Here is a 16,824-nt window from a genome sequence, read left to right on the forward strand (position 1 = left end):
CATGGCGCGGTCACATCGGCGGCGCGACGCCGTTCTTTTCGACCACCACACGTTGAGCCACAAACGTGCCCTGCGTAGCAGGCGTCGCCACGACGAAGACTTTCTTGCCCGGCACCAGATCGACGCGCGCCGCCGACGTGAGCGTCACGACGGGTACGTTGGGCGGCACGGTCACGACATTCGTGCCGCCTTTGTACGACAGCTTCAGATCGCGGCCACTGGTGCCTTCGACCACCGTATCGACGTTTGCATTCGTCATCGAGCTGTTCGGGCTCAGATCCCACGCGTAGTGCCCTTCACCGGTGCCGCGCGCCGATTCGGGAAACACGAGCACCTCGGTGGCGGTCAGCTTTCCATCCGTTCCGGTCGTGGCGGCGGTGCCCACGAACGCGCCTGGTTTGATGTCGGAAAGCTGCATCGCTTTCACGGCGGATACGCCTGTGTCGGGTTTGACTTCAATCGAAACCATATCGCCGCTGCGACGATGCACCTTCATCACGTCGCCATTGAGCGAGACGATCTCACCGCGAATCCGTGAGGGTTTAGCCGGTGCCTGTGCAAATGCAGCACCGGCAAAAGATAGCGTCACAAGCGTGACGCCGAGTTTCATGCGAATAGACATGGATTCTCCGAAAACACGAGGCACGCGCCCGCCGGACTGTATGTTGCCTGCCTGCATCGGACATCACGGCCGGCAGTTTCCATACATCCCGGCGTGTTTGCGCGCGGGAACGGTACCGGGAGGATTCAACCCGATACATCTGTCTGGCAAACGTCGTGACGTCGCGAATTATTCCGTCGCCTTAAAAATAACGTTGCGCTTACAGAAATCTGACTCGCGCCGCTCATGCGTCCGGTTTCGAAAGGCGTCGATCCGCGTTGCGGGTGCCGCCGCGCTTACACCGGCGCGACGCCCACATAGTTCTCCGCCATCGCGGTCGCCGCGACGCGCGACGTGGTGACGTATTCGAGTTCCGCCACCTGCAGGCGCTGCTCGAACGGCGAAGCATCGTCGAGACGATGCATCATGCGCGTCATCCAGTAGGAGAAATGTTCCGCGCGCCAGATACGTTTCAGCGCAGTCTCGCTGTAGCTCGCGAGCAGGTCGCTGCGATCCTCCTGGTAGTACGCACGCAACGCGTTCGTCAGCACCCGCACGTCGGCGACGGCGAGGTTCATGCCCTTCGCGCCCGTCGGCGGCACGATGTGCGCGGCGTCGCCCGCGAGAAAGAGGCGACCGTGCTGCATCGTTGTCGACACGAAGCTGCGCATGCCCACGATGTTCTTCTGGAAGATCCTGCCGTCCACCACCTTTCTGCCGTCTTCCGAATCGACCCGCGCGTGCAGTTCGGCCCAGATGCGGTCATCCGACCAGTTGTCGACCGAGTCCTTCGGATCGCACTGAAAGTACATCCGCTGCACGTTGGCCGAGCGCGTGCTCACGAGCGCGAAGCCGCGATCGTGGCGCGCATAGATCAACTCATCCGAAGAAGGCTTGCCTTCGCACAGAATGCCGAACCAGCCGAACGGATACACGCGTTCGTAGTCCTTGCGCGAGGCCTGCGGAATCGCCGCGCGCGATACGCCCTGCGAACCGTCGCAACCCATCACGAAATCGCAGTGCAGCTCGCATGCTTCGCCTTCGTGGCGATAGCGGATCGACGGCGTCGCGGTGTCGAGGTCATGCAGCGACGTATCGGACACGTTGAAGCGCAGCTCACCACCCGCCGCCACGCGCGCCGCGACGAGATCCTTGATGACTTCGTGCTGCGCATAGACCGTGATCGAATGCCCGGTCAGTCCGGTGAGATCGATGCGGCGCCGTTTGCCTTCGAACGCGAGTTCGAAGCCATGATGCAGCGCGCCTTCAGCCTGCATGCGCGCACCCACGCCCGATTCGATGAGCAGGTCCATGGTGCCCTGTTCGAGCACGCCCGCGCGGATCGTCGATTCGATCTGCTCACGGCTGCGTGTTTCGAGCACAACCGACTCGATGCCGCGAAGATGAAGAAGATGGGAAAGAAGAAGGCCTGCCGGCCCGGCACCGATGATGCCAACCTGAGTGCGCATGTGTGTCTCCTGAATGCGGCATTGATTTGCAATCAGTGTGACGAACACGGCTCATATCGCGCAACGCGATATCAGGGATAAGTACTATCCAATATTGAGATAAACGTCGAGGGGTACAGGCACACGTTTAGCATCATGTACGCGCGCAGCTTCGTGCTTCGCGTGGTCGAAGCGACGCGCCGCCGTCGATGCGTTTGCGCCGCGAGCGTCGCGAGGGCGCCCGCGGCGTCATTCTGCTTACTGGCTTGCGCCCTGTGCGGCACCCACTTTCTTCTGCGCCTTCTGCAGTGAGTCCGGATAGTTCGGATCGTTCTGCGACGGGTTGTAGCCCGCATCTTCCAGCTTCTTCAGCTCGGCGTTTTTCTTCGCACGTGCCTGTTTTCTCGCCGCCTTCTTTTGTGCCTTCTTTTCAGCCTTGGTCGGCGCCGCCGTGGTCGCGGCAGCATCGCTCGCGTCCTGGGCCATCGTCGATGTGGCGAATCCCAAACTCAGTGCTGCCGAGACAAGCAGGAGCGTTACGTTTTTCGTGCAAGACATCGTCATGTTGGCCTCCGCGCCAGGAACGACCGTTAGATAAAAACGAAGCCGGAATCGCTGCCGCGCAAGCATTCCGGTTCGCGCCTTCCCGTTATCCTTCAGGAAGGTAACTGCAATGTACACGTTAGCCCGCAAATGCGCGCTCAGGCTGCAACAACGCGTAGGGGCATTTCCGCCACTACCGCCTCGCCGTCACCAAGCGATATCCACCACGATCCTGCCGCGTGCCGTGCCGCTCATGATGGCTTAGTACGCGCGTTCTGCCGGAGCGAGGTCGAAGCGTCGCGGATCGAGGCGCGGCGTGGTCCGGCGTGGCGACATGCCACGCGCCTGCCCGCCGGATACGGGCGTTTCGGCACTCCGATGCCCGACAGGGGCGCAAAACAAAACAGTTTCGGACACAACAACATCGTCGCCCGGCAAAACTTGCATCAGATACAATCATTGGAGTTCACTATAGCGACATTCAGGCGGCATCCAGCCAACCGCCGACATCGGGGACAGCGTTGAGCACGAATCGATATGCAGGCAAAGGAAAGCGTTTCGCCGGGCGCGTCTATCGCCTGCGCGTGATCGGCCTTGGCTTCGGTTTTTTCTGCGTCGCGTCGGTGTTCTATCAGTTGCATGCGAGCCCCTGGCTGTGGGCGCTGCTCGTCTTTCATGGGTTTTTCTGGCCACATCTCGCGTATCGCACGGCACTCGCCTGGCCGGTCCCCTATCGCGGCGAACGCTTTAACCTGATGGTCGATTCGGTGTTCGGCGGCCTGTGGGTCGTCGCGATGCGCTTCAACCTGTTGCCCTGCGTGCTGATTCTCACGATGCTTAGCATGGACAACATCGCAGCCGGCGGCATGCGGCTCTTTCTGCGCGGGCTCGTCGCGCATCTGTTCGGTTTCGCTATCGGCGCGATGACGTTCGGCCTCACGTTCGAGCCGCAATCGCAGATGCCGACGCTCATCGCATGCATGCCGTTTCTCGTGCTGTATCCGCTTGCGCTTGGCTGGGCGACCTACCGCATGTCGCAGAAACTCGCCATGCACGCGCGCGAACTGGAGCGCCTGAGCCGCACCGACGGGCTCACGGGTCTATGGAATCGCCGCCACTGGGAAGACCTGCTCGCCGTCGAGTTCGAACGCTGTCGCGCGGAAGGTACGCCGTGCTGCCTGCTGCTGCTCGATCTCGATCACTTCAAGCGCGTCAACGACACCGAGGGTCACGCCGCAGGCGATGCCGCGCTACGCAGCTTCGCGCACTTCCTGCAGATGACGTTGCGGCCCGGCGACATCGTCGGACGCTATGGCGGCGAGGAATTCGCGGTGATCCTGCCCGGACTGAAGCTGATCGACGCACAACCGATGGTCGATCTGCTGCTGCTCGACCTGCGCCTGCGCACCGGCAACCCCGATCGCGCGCTGCGCTGCACGGCAAGCGCGGGCCTCACGTGCTACCGGCCCGACATGGCGGACTTCACGGCATGGATGATGGAGACCGACCACTGCCTTTACGCTGCCAAGGCAAAGGGCCGCGACTGCGTGGTCATCGCGGACGAACAGGGTGTGTTCGCGTCGAAATCCGGCGCACACGCATCCATGGCGAGCGCCGACAGTCATCTGTCGTTGTAGGCGCAACTGTCGCGGTCTACGGATCGACACATGTTGCGAGACTTCGCGATGCGCACCGCCCCGTCGCACTCAACGCGCACTCACCCGCCCTCCGCCTGAACCGCCTCGACGACGCGGTTGCGTCCCGACGCCTTCGCGCGATACAGCGCGGCATCCGCGCGCGCCATCAATGCGGATAGCGGCTCGTCCGCGCGAAACTGGTCGACGCCCACGCTGAACGTATAGTGCAGCACCCCGCCCGGACTCGAGCCCAACCGGTATCCCGACGCGGCGAGCCGGTCGCGCAACCGGTTCAGCAGGACCACCGCTTCTCCGGCACGCGTCGCCGGACACATCACGCCGAATTCCTCGCCGCCGAGCCGGCCGAACACATCGCCGGTTCGAACGTCCTCCATCACCATGGACGCGAAGTGCATCAGCACCTTGTCGCCTGCCGCGTGGCCGTGCTGGTCGTTGATCGACTTGAAATGATCGATGTCGATGGCCGCGAGCGTCACGGGCGTGCCGGTGCGCGCCGCGCTCCTGAGCAAAGCGTCCGCTCTCGCGAGAAATTCGCGGCGCGTGAAGGCACCCGTGAGATCGTCGATGCTGGCCAGCTTTCGCAGACGCTCCGCCATGCGATCGTGAGCCAGCATCACCATGCCGATCGACAACGTCGGCAGCGCAAGAATGCCGAGCGCGAGAAAAGCAATATTGACCGCCGACGACTCCAGCAGCCTCGCCTGCGACAACAGCCCCAGCCCATAGGTCATGCCGCGCACCGCGTGCCCGACGGCGACCAGCGAAGCCGTCACCGCGACGAAGTAATAGCTGTATTTCGCGCGATCGGGCGGCCGCTCGCGCAGCACGATGACGGCGAGCGTCGCGTTGATCGCGGCATGAAACGCCGACACGAGCGCCACGCGCGCGTTGAAGTCGGGCATCACCCACTGCCAGTACGCAATGCCCGCGCCCACCGCCGCAAGACCCACGAGACCCGTCACCGGCAGCCCGCTACGGCCAAAGAACCGCCGGAACCCTTCGAGGCCGGTCAACGCGGTTGCCGCCAGCAGCACGTTCGCCACGAGGACAGACAGCAGCGCGGATACATGACCCTGCGACGCGAAACAGATCAGCGCCACGATGGAAAGCGCGTTCGCGACCACCCAGCATCCGACACCGGGTATCTCGGCGCGCAGCAGCGAGCCGAGCACGGCCATCGACATGACGCCTGACAGCACCGTCACGCCAAGAATATTCACCGGATTCAACATCGCCTCGATCTGAACGTCAGTCTGAACCTGAATACGGGTCTGGATTTGCCGGGCATCCTGCTTGATGCAACGGCGTGTCTCCCCGCGCCGCCGCCTCGTCCACCCGATCGAGCGACAGTTTACGTCACGGCCGCGGTTTCCCCCATGAATCAACTTCCTCTCGCCCCAGACCCGATCGACGCAACCTGGTGTTTAACATATGTTGCATTTTATTTTTTCATGGCAACATATGTAGACACGCACGGCACCTGGCCCTCAACCTCGTGTACATCCCGTTCAATCCAGAATAGACCGTCAATTGCCATGAAAACTTCGATACTGCCCGCTCTCACCGTCTGTTTCGTTGCTGGTCTCGCCGCTGCGCCGGGCGCTTTCGCCCAGGACCCGGCCTCCACGCTCGCGAAAATCCAGAGCAGCGGCCTGATCGTGATCGGGCACCGCGAAACCTCGGTGCCGTTTTCGTATGTCGACACGAACAATCAGGTGGTCGGTTTTTCGCAGGATCTGTGCGACCGCGTGATTTCGGCCGTGAAGGCGAAGACAAAGCGCGCGGACCTGAAGGTGCGCTTCGTGCCGGTGACGTCGCAGAACCGCATTCCGCTCGTGCAGAACGGCACCGTCGATCTGGAGTGCGGCGTGACCACGAACCTGACGTCACGCCAGAATCAGGTCGCGTTCTCCGACACGTTCTTCGTGGCCACCACGCGTCTTTTGACGCGCAAGGACAGTGGCATCAAGGACTTCCCCGATCTCGCCGGCAAGACCGTCGTGACGAATCAGGGCACGACGTCGGAGCGCATCCTGCGCAAGATGAATGAAGACAGGAAGATGAACATGCAGATCATCAGCGCCAAGGACTATGGCGAGGGTCGGCTCACACTCGAGACCGGTCGCGCGGTGGCCTACATGATGGATGACGTGCTGCTCGCGGGCACGCGCGCGCTGACCGCGAAGCCCGCCGACTGGGTGCTCACCGGCACGCCGCAGTCGTCGGAAGCGTATGGATTCATGATGCGCAAGGACGATCCCGAGTTCAAGAAACTGGTGGACGACGCGCTTGTCGACACCATGAAAGCACCGGATTTCAGGACGATGTACGACAAATGGTTCATGAAACCCGTGCCGCCGAAAAACATCAGCTTCGATTTCCCGATGAGCGATTCGCTCCAGAAACTCTACGCGAGTCCGAACGACAAGGCGTTCGAATAAGGCGTTCCGCCTGCATCGGATCGCATCGACTGCATTGACTGCATTGGCTGCATTGACTGATACGCGGCGCGGAACGTCGCGTATCAGTCGTCCGTGGCGGTGATTTCGTCGCGTTCGCGTTCTGGCCGTCGCATCCAGAACCGGTACAATGGCTTCTCGATAAAACGGCCGACGAACAGCAACGCAAACAGCAGCACGAGCGCGGCGAGCGCAACCGACCACGCGCCCGTGCCGCACACGATCCCCAGCGCCGCCGTGACCCAGATCGATGCCGCCGTGGTCAGCCCGCGTATCTTGTCGCGTGCCGGATTCTGCACGATCACGCCCGCGCCCAGAAAGCCGATCCCGGTGACGATGCCCTGAATCACGCGCGCCGCGTTCACGTCGGCGGCAACGCCGTTGACGACGAAGCCCATGCTCGCCATCGTCGCGAGACACGAGCCGAGTGAGACAAGCCCGAGCGTCTTGATGCCGGTCGGCTTGCCATGGAGATTGCGGTCGAGACCGACGATGCCGCCGATCACCACCGCGACCGCCATGCGCAGAATGACTTCATACAGTGTGGAAGCAGGCAGCATATAAGGCTCTCAGGTCGTGTGACTGTCGTTTCGGGTGTTTTACCGTGCAGTGTGCGCCGCTTTCGACCGGCGCGACATGCCCACTCAAAGCGGCGCCGGTTCGCCGGAGAATTCGCGGCGGTACGCATCCAGGCGCGCAAGCGTCATTCTCGCGCAACCCGGGCGACCGGCGGCCTCGCCGGTCGAATCGACGAAGGTTTCGATCGCGCGAAGCCATCGTACGAAGCGTCCGGTACGCCGCTCACCAGCAAAGCGTGGAAATCGCACGCGTGCGGAATATGCACACCGTCCCTGCCGTTTACCTCGGGTAGCCCATCACGCGCGAGCGGCGCAACCGCTGCCGCGGCGCGCGGATGCGTTTGTCTCATCGACCGGTGGCAGGCTGTCATGAATATCCACGTTGCGCGTTTTTCCCGCCCCGCGCTGGCTTCATCGTGCGCGGCCCTGGTTGCGACACTGGCAGCGTGCGGCGGTGGCGGAGACGGGGGTGTCAGCGCCGGCACGCCTGCCGCGACACCCGTGAGCATGACCGTGTCGGGTACGGCCGCGAGCGGCAAGCCGCTGGCGGGCGCCGCAATCGGCGTGAGTTGCGTGCAGGCCTCGGCGAGCACGAACGCCGCTGCCAACGGCCAGTTCAGCCTCACGCTGAGCGCGGTGCCGCCCTGCCTCATCACGGCCACGGCCAGCGGTCACACATTCCATTCCGTCGCGTTCGCGAGCGGCACGTTCAACGTCACACCCGTGACGGATCTGCTGCTCGGATACATCGCCGGCCAGCTCGGCACGAACGAAGCGGCGCTGCTCACCGGCTTCGCGGGCAGCGCGCGGTTCCAGCAGGTGCTCGGCAACCAGACCGACGTGCTGAATGCGCAGGCCGCCGTCGTCAGCAATCTTCAGCAGCGCTTCGCGCTGACGCTGTCCGTGCCGGACTTTCTGACCACGCCGTTCGTTCCGGACAACCAGGGCGTCGACCACGATCTCACCGCGCTGCAGGCAGCCGGCGCGATCGACGACAACGGGCCGCAAAGCGCCACGCTGTCCTTCGTGACCGCAGCCGGCGCCGCGCAGCCGCTGGCCGTCACGCCGCCCGCAGCGACGGGAGGCGGCGGAACCGGCAACGCGGGCAGCTCGAATTCGGGCGGAATGATGTAAGCGCGCGCGTTCACCCTGCAACCAGCTCGCGCAACCGCTGATGCAGCGCGGCGGATGCGCGCGTCATCGGCGCGCGCAATTCGTCGCCGATGACGCCCTGCGCCGCCAGCGCGGACTTCACCGGCGCCGGGTTCGGTTCGTCGAACATCGCGCGCACGAGCGGCGCAAGCGAATGCCAGATCGCGCGCCCTTCGTCGAGCCGCCCCGCCGCCAGCGCGCGATAGAGCGCGACAAAACGCCCGGTGCGCACATGCGCCGACGCGGCGATCGCGCCCGCGCCGCCCATGCAGAGCGTCGTGAAGATATTCGCATCCTCGCCGGCCATGACCCGCAAGCGGCCATCGAGAATCAGCGCGAGCGTGCTGTCCTGCGAGCCCGCGCAATCCTTCACGGCTTCGATGCGCGGATGCGCGGCGAGCGTCAGCAGCGTCTCCGTCTCGATGCGCACGCCGGTGCGCGCCGGAATGTCGTAGATCACGACGGGCTTGCGGCTGATGTCCGCGAGCGACGCGAAGTGATCGACCAGACCCGCCTGCGAAGGCCGGATGTAGTACGGCGCGCAGATCAGCATGCCGGCGACCGGCTCGTCGTTGAGCCGCGCGACACGTTCGCGCAGCGTCGCCGCATGGTTGCCGGACACGCCCGCGATCACCGGCACGTCGCCCGCCGCCGCAAGCACGGTCGCGAGCACGGCGGCCTGCTCTGCGTCGTCGAGCGCGGCGGGCTCGCCTGTTGTGCCCAGCGCGACGAAACCCGACACGCCCGCCTTCACATAACCGCCGACGAGCGCGCGCAACGCGTCGTGATCGACCACGCCACCGGCGAACGGCGTGATGAGCGGAATCCAGATACCCGAAAAAATCGACATGACTAATCCTCGAAACGTGACCGTATCGATTCCGTCAGGCAGTGCGGGAAAGGGACGTCGAGGCTGGACCTGGGCTCGCTGTACCGTCACGCCATCTGACGGAACAGCAGGCTCCGGTCAGATGAGCAGCTGTTTTTTTGCTTTGGCTTGCACGACCGCGTGAGCCAGCGCCGAAGCCATCGCGCAGGCATGCACGACACCGCTCGCAGGAGTGGGAGCGACCGGATGCAGGCGTTGGATCGGGCGGGTTTGCATGGGCGTCAGTGTAACCGGCAACCTCGTTATCTCGCAAAGGCGGGTGCCTTCGTGCGTCCCCATCGCAAAATAACTTGACTTCTTCTGTTGCCGAATTAATATACGCAACGCGTACATAACCAGCCTTTCTCACCACCGACGGGTGATCCGCATGAGCGTTCCTCAGCAAGCCTTCCTGCGCGACGCGATGCGTCGCATGAACATGACCCGCGAGAGCTTCGCGAACCGGATCGGCGTGTCGCGCCGGGCGCTCGACACGTGGCTCCTGCCCGACGATTCGCAGGAATCGCGCGCGATGCCGGAGATCGTCGAGCGCTTCGTGTCGGAAATCGTGGTCAACGGCGCGCCGACTGAAAGCTATACGCAAAGCGTAGACTCGCAGTCGCTGGCGAGCCAGATGCTCTTTGAAGGGCGGCCGCAGTTGCTGTCCGTCGACCAGTTCTCGCGCGATTCCGTCGAAGCGCTCTTTCGCGTCGCCGACATCATGCAGCCGATCGCGCGCCGCCGGAAAATCTCGCGCGTGCTCGAAGGCGCGGTGCTCGGCAATCTGTTCTTCGAGGCCAGCACGCGTACCCGCGTGAGCTTCGGCGCAGCGTTCTGCCGGCTCGGCGGTTCGGTGTGCGACACGACCGGCTTCACGTTTTCGTCGATGGCCAAGGGCGAATCGATCTACGACACGAGCCGCGTGATGAGCGGCTACGTCGACGCGCTGGTGATCCGCCACCCCGACCAGGGGTCCGTCGCCGAATTCGCGCGCGCGACGAACATTCCGGTGATCAACGGCGGCGACGGCCCCGGCGAGCATCCGAGCCAGGCGCTGCTCGATCTGTACACGATCCAGCGGGAGTTCTCGCGGCTGGGCAAGATCGTCGATGGCGCGCATATCGCGCTGGTCGGCGACCTGAAATACGGCCGCACGGTGCATTCGCTCGTGAAGCTGCTCGCGCTTTATCGCGGCATCAAGTTCACGCTGGTGTCGCCGCCGATGCTCGAAATGCCGTCGTATATCCTCGAACAGATCTCACGTAACGGGCACGTGGTCGAACAGACACACGATCTGACGGCCGGCTTGCGCGGCGCGGACGTGGTGTACGCGACGCGCATCCAGAAAGAGCGCTTCAAGGACGAATCGTTCGAAGGCTACACGCCGGACTTCCAGATCAACCAGGCGCTGGTCGATGCCGTGTGCGGCACCGACACGCTGATCATGCACCCGCTGCCGCGCGACAGCCGGCCGGGCGCGAACGATCTGAGCGTCGACCTGAATCACGATTCGCGGCTGGCGATTTTCCGGCAGACCGACAACGGCATTCCCGTGCGGATGGCGATTTTCGCGGTGCTGCTCGGCGTCGAAAAGCTCGTGCAACATTCGATGCGCGACGCGGCGTGGCATCCGCCCGCCTATCTCGGCCCGGATGACGCCGTGTTTCACGGCATCGACTGAAGAATGAGCCGGGGGCCGTGACGAGCCTGGCTTCAGGTCCGTCACAAGCCCGTCAAGGTCACGCCGCCGCAACCGCCCTCAGGCGAAATTCAGCAACCGCTTCCGTCATCGACTGCGCCTGATTCTCCAGCGCGCTCGCCGCGGCCGCCGCCTCTTCGACGAGCGCGGCGTTCTGCTGCGTGACCTGATCCATCTGGCTCACCGCCTGCCCGACCTGTTCGATGCCCGTGCCCTGCTCGATCGTCGCCGACTTGATCTCGCTCATGATGGTCGCGACGTTGCGTACGGCGCCGACGATCTCGCGCATCGATTCCCCTGCACGTGTGACGAGCGCGTTGCCGGTTTCGACGTCCTGCACCGACGCGCCGATCAGCGCCTTGATTTCCCGCGCCGCGTCCGCGCTGCGCAGCGCGAGGCTGCGCACTTCGCTTGCGACGACCGCGAAGCCACGCCCCTGCTCGCCGGCGCGCGCGGCCTCGACCGCTGCGTTGAGCGCGAGAATGTTCGTCTGGAACGCGATGCTGTCGATCATGCCGGTGATATCCGCGATCTTGCGCGAGCTTTCGGTGATCACGCTCATCGTCTGAATCGCGCGATCGACCACGCCTTCGCCGTCCTGCGCGACCTGTGCGGCGTTCGCGGCCTGCTCGCTCGCCTGCTGCGCGTTCTCGGCGTTCTGCTTCACGGTGGACGTCAGTTCTTCCATGCTGGCCGCGGTTTCCTCGAGCGCCGCCGACTGCTGCTCGGTACGGCTCGACAGATCGAGGTTGCCCGCGGCAATCTCGCGCGCGCCGGTATAGATCGCCTCGCAACTGCCGCGCACGTTCGACACCGTCTGCGACAGGCCGCGCTGCATCCGGCGCATCGCGGCAAACAGTTGCCCGATCTCGTTGTTGCCCGCTTCGGGAATGCGCGCCGTCAGGTCGTTCTTCGCGATCTGGTCGAGCATCGTGGCCGCGTTCTTCAGCGGCGCAGTGACGACACGCCGCAGCGCGAAGTGCGCGAACACGATCAGCAACAGCGCACCGCAGACGCCCACGACGACCATCGTGACGACGCGCGTGTATTCCGTGTCGACCTCCCCGGCGGCATCGTTCGAGAGCTGGTTCGCCAGCGCCTGAAATTTTTCGACGTTGGTGGTGTACCCCCGGCCGGCCAGCGTGATGTCGTGGTCGTTGATCTGCACGTAGGCGTTGGTGTCGCCCGAGCGCAGCGCGTCGGTGGCCTTCGCCAGGATCGACGCCAGATGCATCGACGATTCGACCAGATTCTGCTTGAGGTCCTCGTCGAGACCGGAAAACTTTGGCGCGTTGCGAAACGCTTCCGTTTCGTCGGCGGCGCGCTTGAAGGTGGTCGCCGCGCTTTTCAGCGCGGAGTCGCGCGTCGCGAGATCGTTGCGCTCCCTCAGCGCGGAGTACGCGCGTGTCAACGCGGCACGCGTGCGGGTGGAATCCTTGTAGCCGTCGTTAACCAGAATTTCCTGCGTCGCGATGCGATGGATGCGATCGAGGTTGGCGTTCGCGCGACTCAGCGTCACGACGCCGATCACGCCCCCGAACACGATCATCGTCGCGAAGATCAGGAAGATGCCAAGAAGACTGTTTTGAACCGATATGTTGCGCATGCCGCTTTCAGCCCGGAGTTATACGATGATCTGTTAACGGCAAAAACGTCCGGTGACTTGAGCAAAAAACGCATCACGTCACGATTTAAACGCGGCTCTGATCGTGCGCGTTGCAGACGTGGCATCGATATATTTCGGATGCCAGATAAAACGGCCCGTGCGTCAGACGCACGGGCCGTTTCAAATCAGTCTCGACACATTCGCGCGAATGCGGACTACGCGCGAATGCATCAGCGTGATGCGGCTTCCGGGATCAGTTCGAGCCGTCGAACTGCACGATCTCGATCCAGTTCGGATTCTTGCCCACCGGGTACTCGCCGATTGCACGCAACGCACCCGTTTTACGGTCGATCCGGTATGCGCGCATCTGCGTCGACAGTTGCCCCACCGCCAGCAGATAGTTGCCCGACGGATCGATATTGAATCCACGCGGCTGCTTCTCGGTCGGATACGTGCCGATCCGCGTGAGCTTGCCTGTGGCCTGATTGACGCGATATGCCGCCAGCGTGCTCGACGTGCGTTCCGATGCGTACAGGAAGCGGCCGTCCGGCGTCAGATGAAGATCCGCGCCCCACGGTTTGTCGCCCTTGAAGTCGTCCGGCAGGATCGAGATGGTCTGGATCGGCTTGACGGTGTCGCCGGTTGCGTTGAACGCGAGCGCATGCAGCTTGCCGTCGAGTTCGTCGATCAGATACGTAAAACGATGATCCGCCGAGAACACGAAGTGGCGTGGGCCCGACTTTTCCGGCAGCGAATACGCGGGCGCGGCGTCCGGCGTGAGATGGCCGTTCGACGCGTCGAACTTCATGCGAAGCCACGCATCCGAACCGAGCACCGACGCGAACACATAGCGGTTATCCGGCGCACTGCGGATCGCGTGCGCCATCGGGCCGGTGGGGATGGTCTGCTGCACGTCGCCCACCACGCCATTCGCGCCGATGCGGTTGACCGCGAGCAGGTTGCCGCCGTACGACGCGGAAAACAGATAGCGACCGGTCGCGTCGGTCGACAGATACGGCATGCTTTCAGCGAGCGGCGCGGTGCCCAGCTGGATCAGACGGCCGTCGAGCGGATTGATCGCAAAGCTCACGACCCGGTACGGCTTCGAACGCAACCCGGCATACAGACGGTGATGATCGGGAGAAAGCGTCATCGGCATCGCGGTGCCACCGACGGCGACGGTCTGCACCGCGTCGAGCGCCTCGGTCGACGGGTTGAGGCTGAACACCGAAATATCCTCGCTGTCGGCGTTCGATACATACGCATACGTGGCAGCGTGGCTCGCGCCTGAAGCGGTCAGGCCGATCAGCGCGCTCGCGATCGTGCTCAGGATTGTTTTTCTTGTCATGAAAGAATGAGTCGACATCCAGGTCTGGTTATTTTTGATGGTTGATTAAAGCCGCGCACGGCACGACGCTCAGGTCACCGGCGCCGGGTTGAACAGCGTCAACGCGTTGTGAAGCCCGAGTTTCTCCGCGCAGGTTTCCTTGCGGCCGCTCGCCACGTCGAGCATCAGGCGGAACAGCTCCCAGCCCACGTCTTCGATGGTTGCGTTGCCCGTGGCGATCGTGCCCGCGTCGATGTCCATCAGGTCGTGCCAGCGGCGCGCGAGATCCGAGCGCGTCGCGACCTTGATGACAGGCACTTCCGCGAGGCTGTACGGCGTGCCGCGGCCAGTCGTGAACACGTGCAGGTTGATGCCCGCCGCCAGTTGCAGCGTGCCGCAGATGAAATCGCTTGCCGGCGTCGCCGCGTAGATCAGGCCTTTTTGCTGGACCTTCTCGCCGGGTGACAACACGCCCGAGATCGCCGAGTTACCCGACTTGATGATCGAACCCATCGCCTTTTCGACGATGTTCGACAGGCCGCCCTTCTTGTTGCCCGGTGTGGTGTTCGCACTGCGGTCCGCGCCGCCGCGCTTCAGATAATCGTCGTACCACTGCATCTCGCGGATGATCGCCGCCGCCACGTCCGCGTTGGCCGCGCGCGCGGTCAGCTGGTCGACGCCGTCGCGCACCTCGGTGACTTCGGAGAACATGACCGTCGCGCCGGCCCGCACCAGCAGGTCGGTCGCGAAGCCCACCGCGGGATTGGCGGTGAGGCCGGAAAACGCGTCGCTGCCGCCGCACTGCACGCCGATCACGAGGTCGGACGCCGGGCAGGTCTCGCGGCGGCGATTGTTCAGCCGCTTCAGATGGCCTTCGGCGGTTCTCATGATCGAGTCGATCATCGACTGGAAGCCGACGTGCGCGTCGTCCTGAAGCACGACCACGTCGCCGTTGGAATCGGCCGTGAGATCGCCGATGTCGGCGACTTCCGCGACATGGGACGCCGCCGCGATCGGAATCGTGCCCGGCGGCATCAGGCGTTCCGGCTGCAGCTTCTCGCAGCCGAGGCTCACCATCATCACTTCGCCGCCGAAGTTCGGGTTCAGGCTGATGTTGCGCACGGTGCGGATCGGCACCATCGCATCGGGCGCGTCGATCGCGACGCCGCAGCCATACGTGTGACCCAGCCCGACGACGTCGTCGACGTTCGGATAGCGCGGCAGCAGTTCGACCTTGATGCGCGTGACGGCGTGCTGGACGACGTCGGCCACGCACTGCACGGTGGTGGTGATGGCGAGAATGTTGCGCGAGCCCACCGAGCCGTCGGCGTTGCGGTAGCCCTCGAACGTGTAGCCTTCGAGCGGCGGCATGTCCGGCGCCTTGATGGTCGCGATCGGCAGGTCCTCGAGCCCCGGCGGGCTCGGCATCCGGATCACGTGTTCGTTGATCCAGCTGCCCTTCGGCAACGCCTTGAGGGCATAACCGATCACCACGTTATAGCGGATGACCTCGTCGCCTTCCGCGAGATCGGCGAGCGCCACCTTGTGCCCTTGCGGCACCCGCTCGCGCAGCACCAGCCCATCGGGAAACACCGCGCCCTCGCCCAGGCCGCCGTCGTTGACGACGATCGCGACATTGTCATTGGGGTGAACGCGAATGTAGAGCGGAGTCAGTTCCATTGCATCGATCCTTATGGCGCACTCTGCGCCTGCTACGCCAACAATTCATACGTCATCCTACAACATGAAACGTTGCAGGGGTGGTCCGTATTAACCCTATATCGCCCATTATGCCGCTAAATCCCGGTTGTCTCGCTCGATTTGTTGTTGTACGATGACGTATAAGAATGCTCTGTACCCGAACTCGTAGCCAGGACACTTAATCATGACGACACCGCAGGAACTGAAGCAGATCGTATCGGAAGGCCTTCTGTCTTTCCCGATTACCGACTTCAACGAACAGGGCGATTTTCGCGCCGACACGTATGCCGCGCGCCTCGAATGGCTCGCGCCCTATGGCGCATCGGCACTGTTCGTCGCCGGCGGCACGGGCGAATTCTTCTCGCTGACCCATGACGACTACTCGAACGTCGTGCGCACGGCCATGGAAGTCTGCAAGGGCAAGGTACCGATTCTGGCCGGCGCAGGCGGCCCGACGCGCGTCGCGATCGCCTACGCAAAGGAAGCGCAGCGTCTGGGCGCGAACGGCATTCTGCTGATGCCCCACTACCTGACGGAAGCGAGCCAGGAAGGCATTGCCGCCCACGCTGAAGAAGTGTGCAAGTCCGTGCCGGGCATGGGCGTGATCATCTACAACCGCGCGAACTCGAAGCTGAACGCCGACATGCTCGAACGTCTGGCCGACCGTTGCCCGAACCTGATCGGCTTCAAGGACGGCGTGGGCGAGATCGAAAACATGGTGACGATCCGCCGCCGCCTCGGCGACCGCTTCTCGTACCTCGGCGGCCTGCCGACGGCGGAAGTCTATGCCGCGGCCTACAAGGCGCTGGGCGTGCCGGTGTATTCGTCGGCCGTGTTCAACTTCATCCCGAAGACGGCGATGGACTTCTATCGCGCGATCTCCGCGAACGACCACGCCACGGTCGGCAAGCTGATCGACGAGTTCTTCCTGCCGTACCTCGCGATCCGCAATCGCCGCGCGGGTTACGCCGTCAGCATCGTGAAGGCCGGCGCAAAGCTGGTCGGCCACAGCGCCGGGCCGGTGCGCGCCCCGCTGACCGACCTGACCGACGACGAAATGAGCCAGCTCGACGTCCTCATCAAGAAGCTCGGCGCGCAGTAAGCGCCCAGCCGCGTGATGCACGCCTACGTGGATCACGCGGCCAGCAGGAGCGCCCGGCACGCATGCGTCGCCGGGCGTTTTT

The 16,824-nt window shown here is 63.7% G+C and carries 14 protein-coding genes; 5 read left to right on the plus strand and 9 right to left on the minus strand.

Annotated features, from left to right (window positions below; all coding sequences use genetic code 11):
- Nucleotides 1–10: 10 nt before the first annotated feature.
- The 3 genes from BLV45_RS20130 to BLV45_RS20140 form a co-directional block, all read right to left on the minus strand.
- The gene (locus tag BLV45_RS20130) at nucleotides 11–622 is read right to left on the minus strand and encodes a hypothetical protein (RefSeq protein ID WP_090535744.1); all 612 of its coding nucleotides are present in this window, start codon (nucleotides 620–622) and stop codon (nucleotides 11–13) included.
- Between the two features lie 275 nt (nucleotides 623–897).
- On the minus strand, nucleotides 898–2,070 hold the full coding sequence (locus BLV45_RS20135) for a 4-hydroxybenzoate 3-monooxygenase (RefSeq protein ID WP_090535745.1): 1,173 nt from the start codon (nucleotides 2,068–2,070) through the stop codon (nucleotides 898–900).
- A gap of 237 nt (nucleotides 2,071–2,307) precedes the next feature.
- Nucleotides 2,308–2,613, minus strand: a complete 306-nt coding sequence (locus tag BLV45_RS20140; protein ID WP_407671043.1) for a hypothetical protein — start codon at nucleotides 2,611–2,613, stop codon at nucleotides 2,308–2,310.
- Between the two features lie 500 nt (nucleotides 2,614–3,113).
- Between BLV45_RS20140 and BLV45_RS20145 the strand changes: the two genes are divergently transcribed.
- Nucleotides 3,114–4,229, plus strand: coding sequence for a diguanylate cyclase (locus tag BLV45_RS20145; protein ID WP_090535746.1), 1,116 nt, complete (start codon nucleotides 3,114–3,116; stop codon nucleotides 4,227–4,229).
- 80 nt (nucleotides 4,230–4,309) lie between these two features.
- On the opposite strand, the gene BLV45_RS20150 is transcribed toward BLV45_RS20145, so the two are convergent.
- A complete protein-coding gene (locus BLV45_RS20150) occupies nucleotides 4,310–5,470 on the minus strand; it encodes a GGDEF domain-containing protein (RefSeq protein ID WP_245753432.1) in 1,161 nt (386 codons plus the stop codon).
- A 315-nt stretch (nucleotides 5,471–5,785) separates the two neighbouring features.
- Between BLV45_RS20150 and BLV45_RS20155 the strand changes: the two genes are divergently transcribed.
- The gene (locus tag BLV45_RS20155; protein WP_090535748.1) at nucleotides 5,786–6,691 is read left to right on the plus strand and encodes a glutamate/aspartate ABC transporter substrate-binding protein; all 906 of its coding nucleotides are present in this window, start codon (nucleotides 5,786–5,788) and stop codon (nucleotides 6,689–6,691) included.
- 83 nt (nucleotides 6,692–6,774) lie between these two features.
- Here BLV45_RS20155 and BLV45_RS20160 read toward each other — a convergent pair whose 3' ends face one another.
- On the minus strand, nucleotides 6,775–7,269 hold the full coding sequence (locus tag BLV45_RS20160; protein WP_245753433.1) for an MgtC/SapB family protein: 495 nt from the start codon (nucleotides 7,267–7,269) through the stop codon (nucleotides 6,775–6,777).
- A gap of 387 nt (nucleotides 7,270–7,656) precedes the next feature.
- Between BLV45_RS20160 and BLV45_RS20170 the strand changes: the two genes are divergently transcribed.
- Nucleotides 7,657–8,421 (plus strand): hypothetical protein, encoded by a 765-nt coding sequence (locus tag BLV45_RS20170; protein WP_090535750.1) that lies wholly within the window; start codon nucleotides 7,657–7,659, stop codon nucleotides 8,419–8,421.
- 10 nt (nucleotides 8,422–8,431) lie between these two features.
- Here BLV45_RS20170 and dapA read toward each other — a convergent pair whose 3' ends face one another.
- Entirely contained in the window at nucleotides 8,432–9,289 is an 858-nt protein-coding gene (gene dapA / locus BLV45_RS20175) for a 4-hydroxy-tetrahydrodipicolinate synthase (protein ID WP_090535751.1), read from the minus strand.
- Nucleotides 9,290–9,695: 406 nt separating this feature from the next.
- Here dapA and BLV45_RS20185 point away from each other — a divergent pair, with 406 nt between their 5' ends.
- The gene (locus tag BLV45_RS20185) at nucleotides 9,696–10,988 is read left to right on the plus strand and encodes an aspartate carbamoyltransferase (protein WP_090536305.1); all 1,293 of its coding nucleotides are present in this window, start codon (nucleotides 9,696–9,698) and stop codon (nucleotides 10,986–10,988) included.
- A 58-nt stretch (nucleotides 10,989–11,046) separates the two neighbouring features.
- Here the strand turns inward: BLV45_RS20185 and BLV45_RS20190 are convergent, their stop codons facing one another.
- The 3 genes from BLV45_RS20190 to garD all read right to left on the minus strand — a co-directional run bounded on the left by BLV45_RS20190 (nucleotide 11,047) and on the right by garD (nucleotide 15,619).
- Nucleotides 11,047–12,612, minus strand: a complete 1,566-nt coding sequence (locus tag BLV45_RS20190) for a methyl-accepting chemotaxis protein (RefSeq protein ID WP_090535753.1) — start codon at nucleotides 12,610–12,612, stop codon at nucleotides 11,047–11,049.
- A 253-nt stretch (nucleotides 12,613–12,865) separates the two neighbouring features.
- The gene (locus BLV45_RS20195; protein WP_090535754.1) at nucleotides 12,866–13,960 is read right to left on the minus strand and encodes a lactonase family protein; all 1,095 of its coding nucleotides are present in this window, start codon (nucleotides 13,958–13,960) and stop codon (nucleotides 12,866–12,868) included.
- Nucleotides 13,961–14,029: 69 nt separating this feature from the next.
- Nucleotides 14,030–15,619 (minus strand): galactarate dehydratase, encoded by a 1,590-nt coding sequence (gene garD / locus BLV45_RS20200; RefSeq protein ID WP_090535755.1) that lies wholly within the window; start codon nucleotides 15,617–15,619, stop codon nucleotides 14,030–14,032.
- 205 nt (nucleotides 15,620–15,824) lie between these two features.
- On the opposite strand from garD, the gene kdgD reads away from it, so the two are divergent.
- Nucleotides 15,825–16,742, plus strand: coding sequence for a 5-dehydro-4-deoxyglucarate dehydratase (gene kdgD, locus BLV45_RS20205; RefSeq protein WP_090535756.1), 918 nt, complete (start codon nucleotides 15,825–15,827; stop codon nucleotides 16,740–16,742).
- The last annotated feature ends 82 nt before the right edge of the window (nucleotides 16,743–16,824 follow it).

Source organism: Paraburkholderia sartisoli, assembly GCF_900107685.1.
GTDB classification, from domain to species: domain Bacteria; phylum Pseudomonadota; class Gammaproteobacteria; order Burkholderiales; family Burkholderiaceae; genus Paraburkholderia; species Paraburkholderia sartisoli.

Excerpts from the sequence above, each read along its gene's own strand:
- BLV45_RS20130 (WP_090535744.1), bottom strand. The coding sequence starts at position 622 with ATGTCTATTCGCATGAAACTCGGCGTCACGCTTGTGACGCTATCTTTT.
- BLV45_RS20135 (WP_090535745.1), bottom strand. The coding sequence starts at position 2,070 with ATGCGCACTCAGGTTGGCATCATCGGTGCCGGGCCGGCAGGCCTTCTT.
- BLV45_RS20140 (WP_407671043.1), bottom strand. The coding sequence starts at position 2,613 with ATGACGATGTCTTGCACGAAAAACGTAACGCTCCTGCTTGTCTCGGCA.
- BLV45_RS20155 (WP_090535748.1), top strand. The coding sequence starts at position 5,786 with ATGAAAACTTCGATACTGCCCGCTCTCACCGTCTGTTTCGTTGCTGGT.
- BLV45_RS20160 (WP_245753433.1), bottom strand. The coding sequence starts at position 7,269 with ATGCTGCCTGCTTCCACACTGTATGAAGTCATTCTGCGCATGGCGGTC.
- BLV45_RS20170 (WP_090535750.1), top strand. The coding sequence starts at position 7,657 with ATGAATATCCACGTTGCGCGTTTTTCCCGCCCCGCGCTGGCTTCATCG.
- dapA (WP_090535751.1), bottom strand. The coding sequence starts at position 9,289 with ATGTCGATTTTTTCGGGTATCTGGATTCCGCTCATCACGCCGTTCGCC.
- BLV45_RS20185 (WP_090536305.1), top strand. The coding sequence starts at position 9,696 with ATGAGCGTTCCTCAGCAAGCCTTCCTGCGCGACGCGATGCGTCGCATG.
- BLV45_RS20190 (WP_090535753.1), bottom strand. The coding sequence starts at position 12,612 with ATGCGCAACATATCGGTTCAAAACAGTCTTCTTGGCATCTTCCTGATC.
- BLV45_RS20195 (WP_090535754.1), bottom strand. The coding sequence starts at position 13,960 with ATGACAAGAAAAACAATCCTGAGCACGATCGCGAGCGCGCTGATCGGC.
- garD (WP_090535755.1), bottom strand. The coding sequence starts at position 15,619 with ATGGAACTGACTCCGCTCTACATTCGCGTTCACCCCAATGACAATGTC.
- kdgD (WP_090535756.1), top strand. The coding sequence starts at position 15,825 with ATGACGACACCGCAGGAACTGAAGCAGATCGTATCGGAAGGCCTTCTG.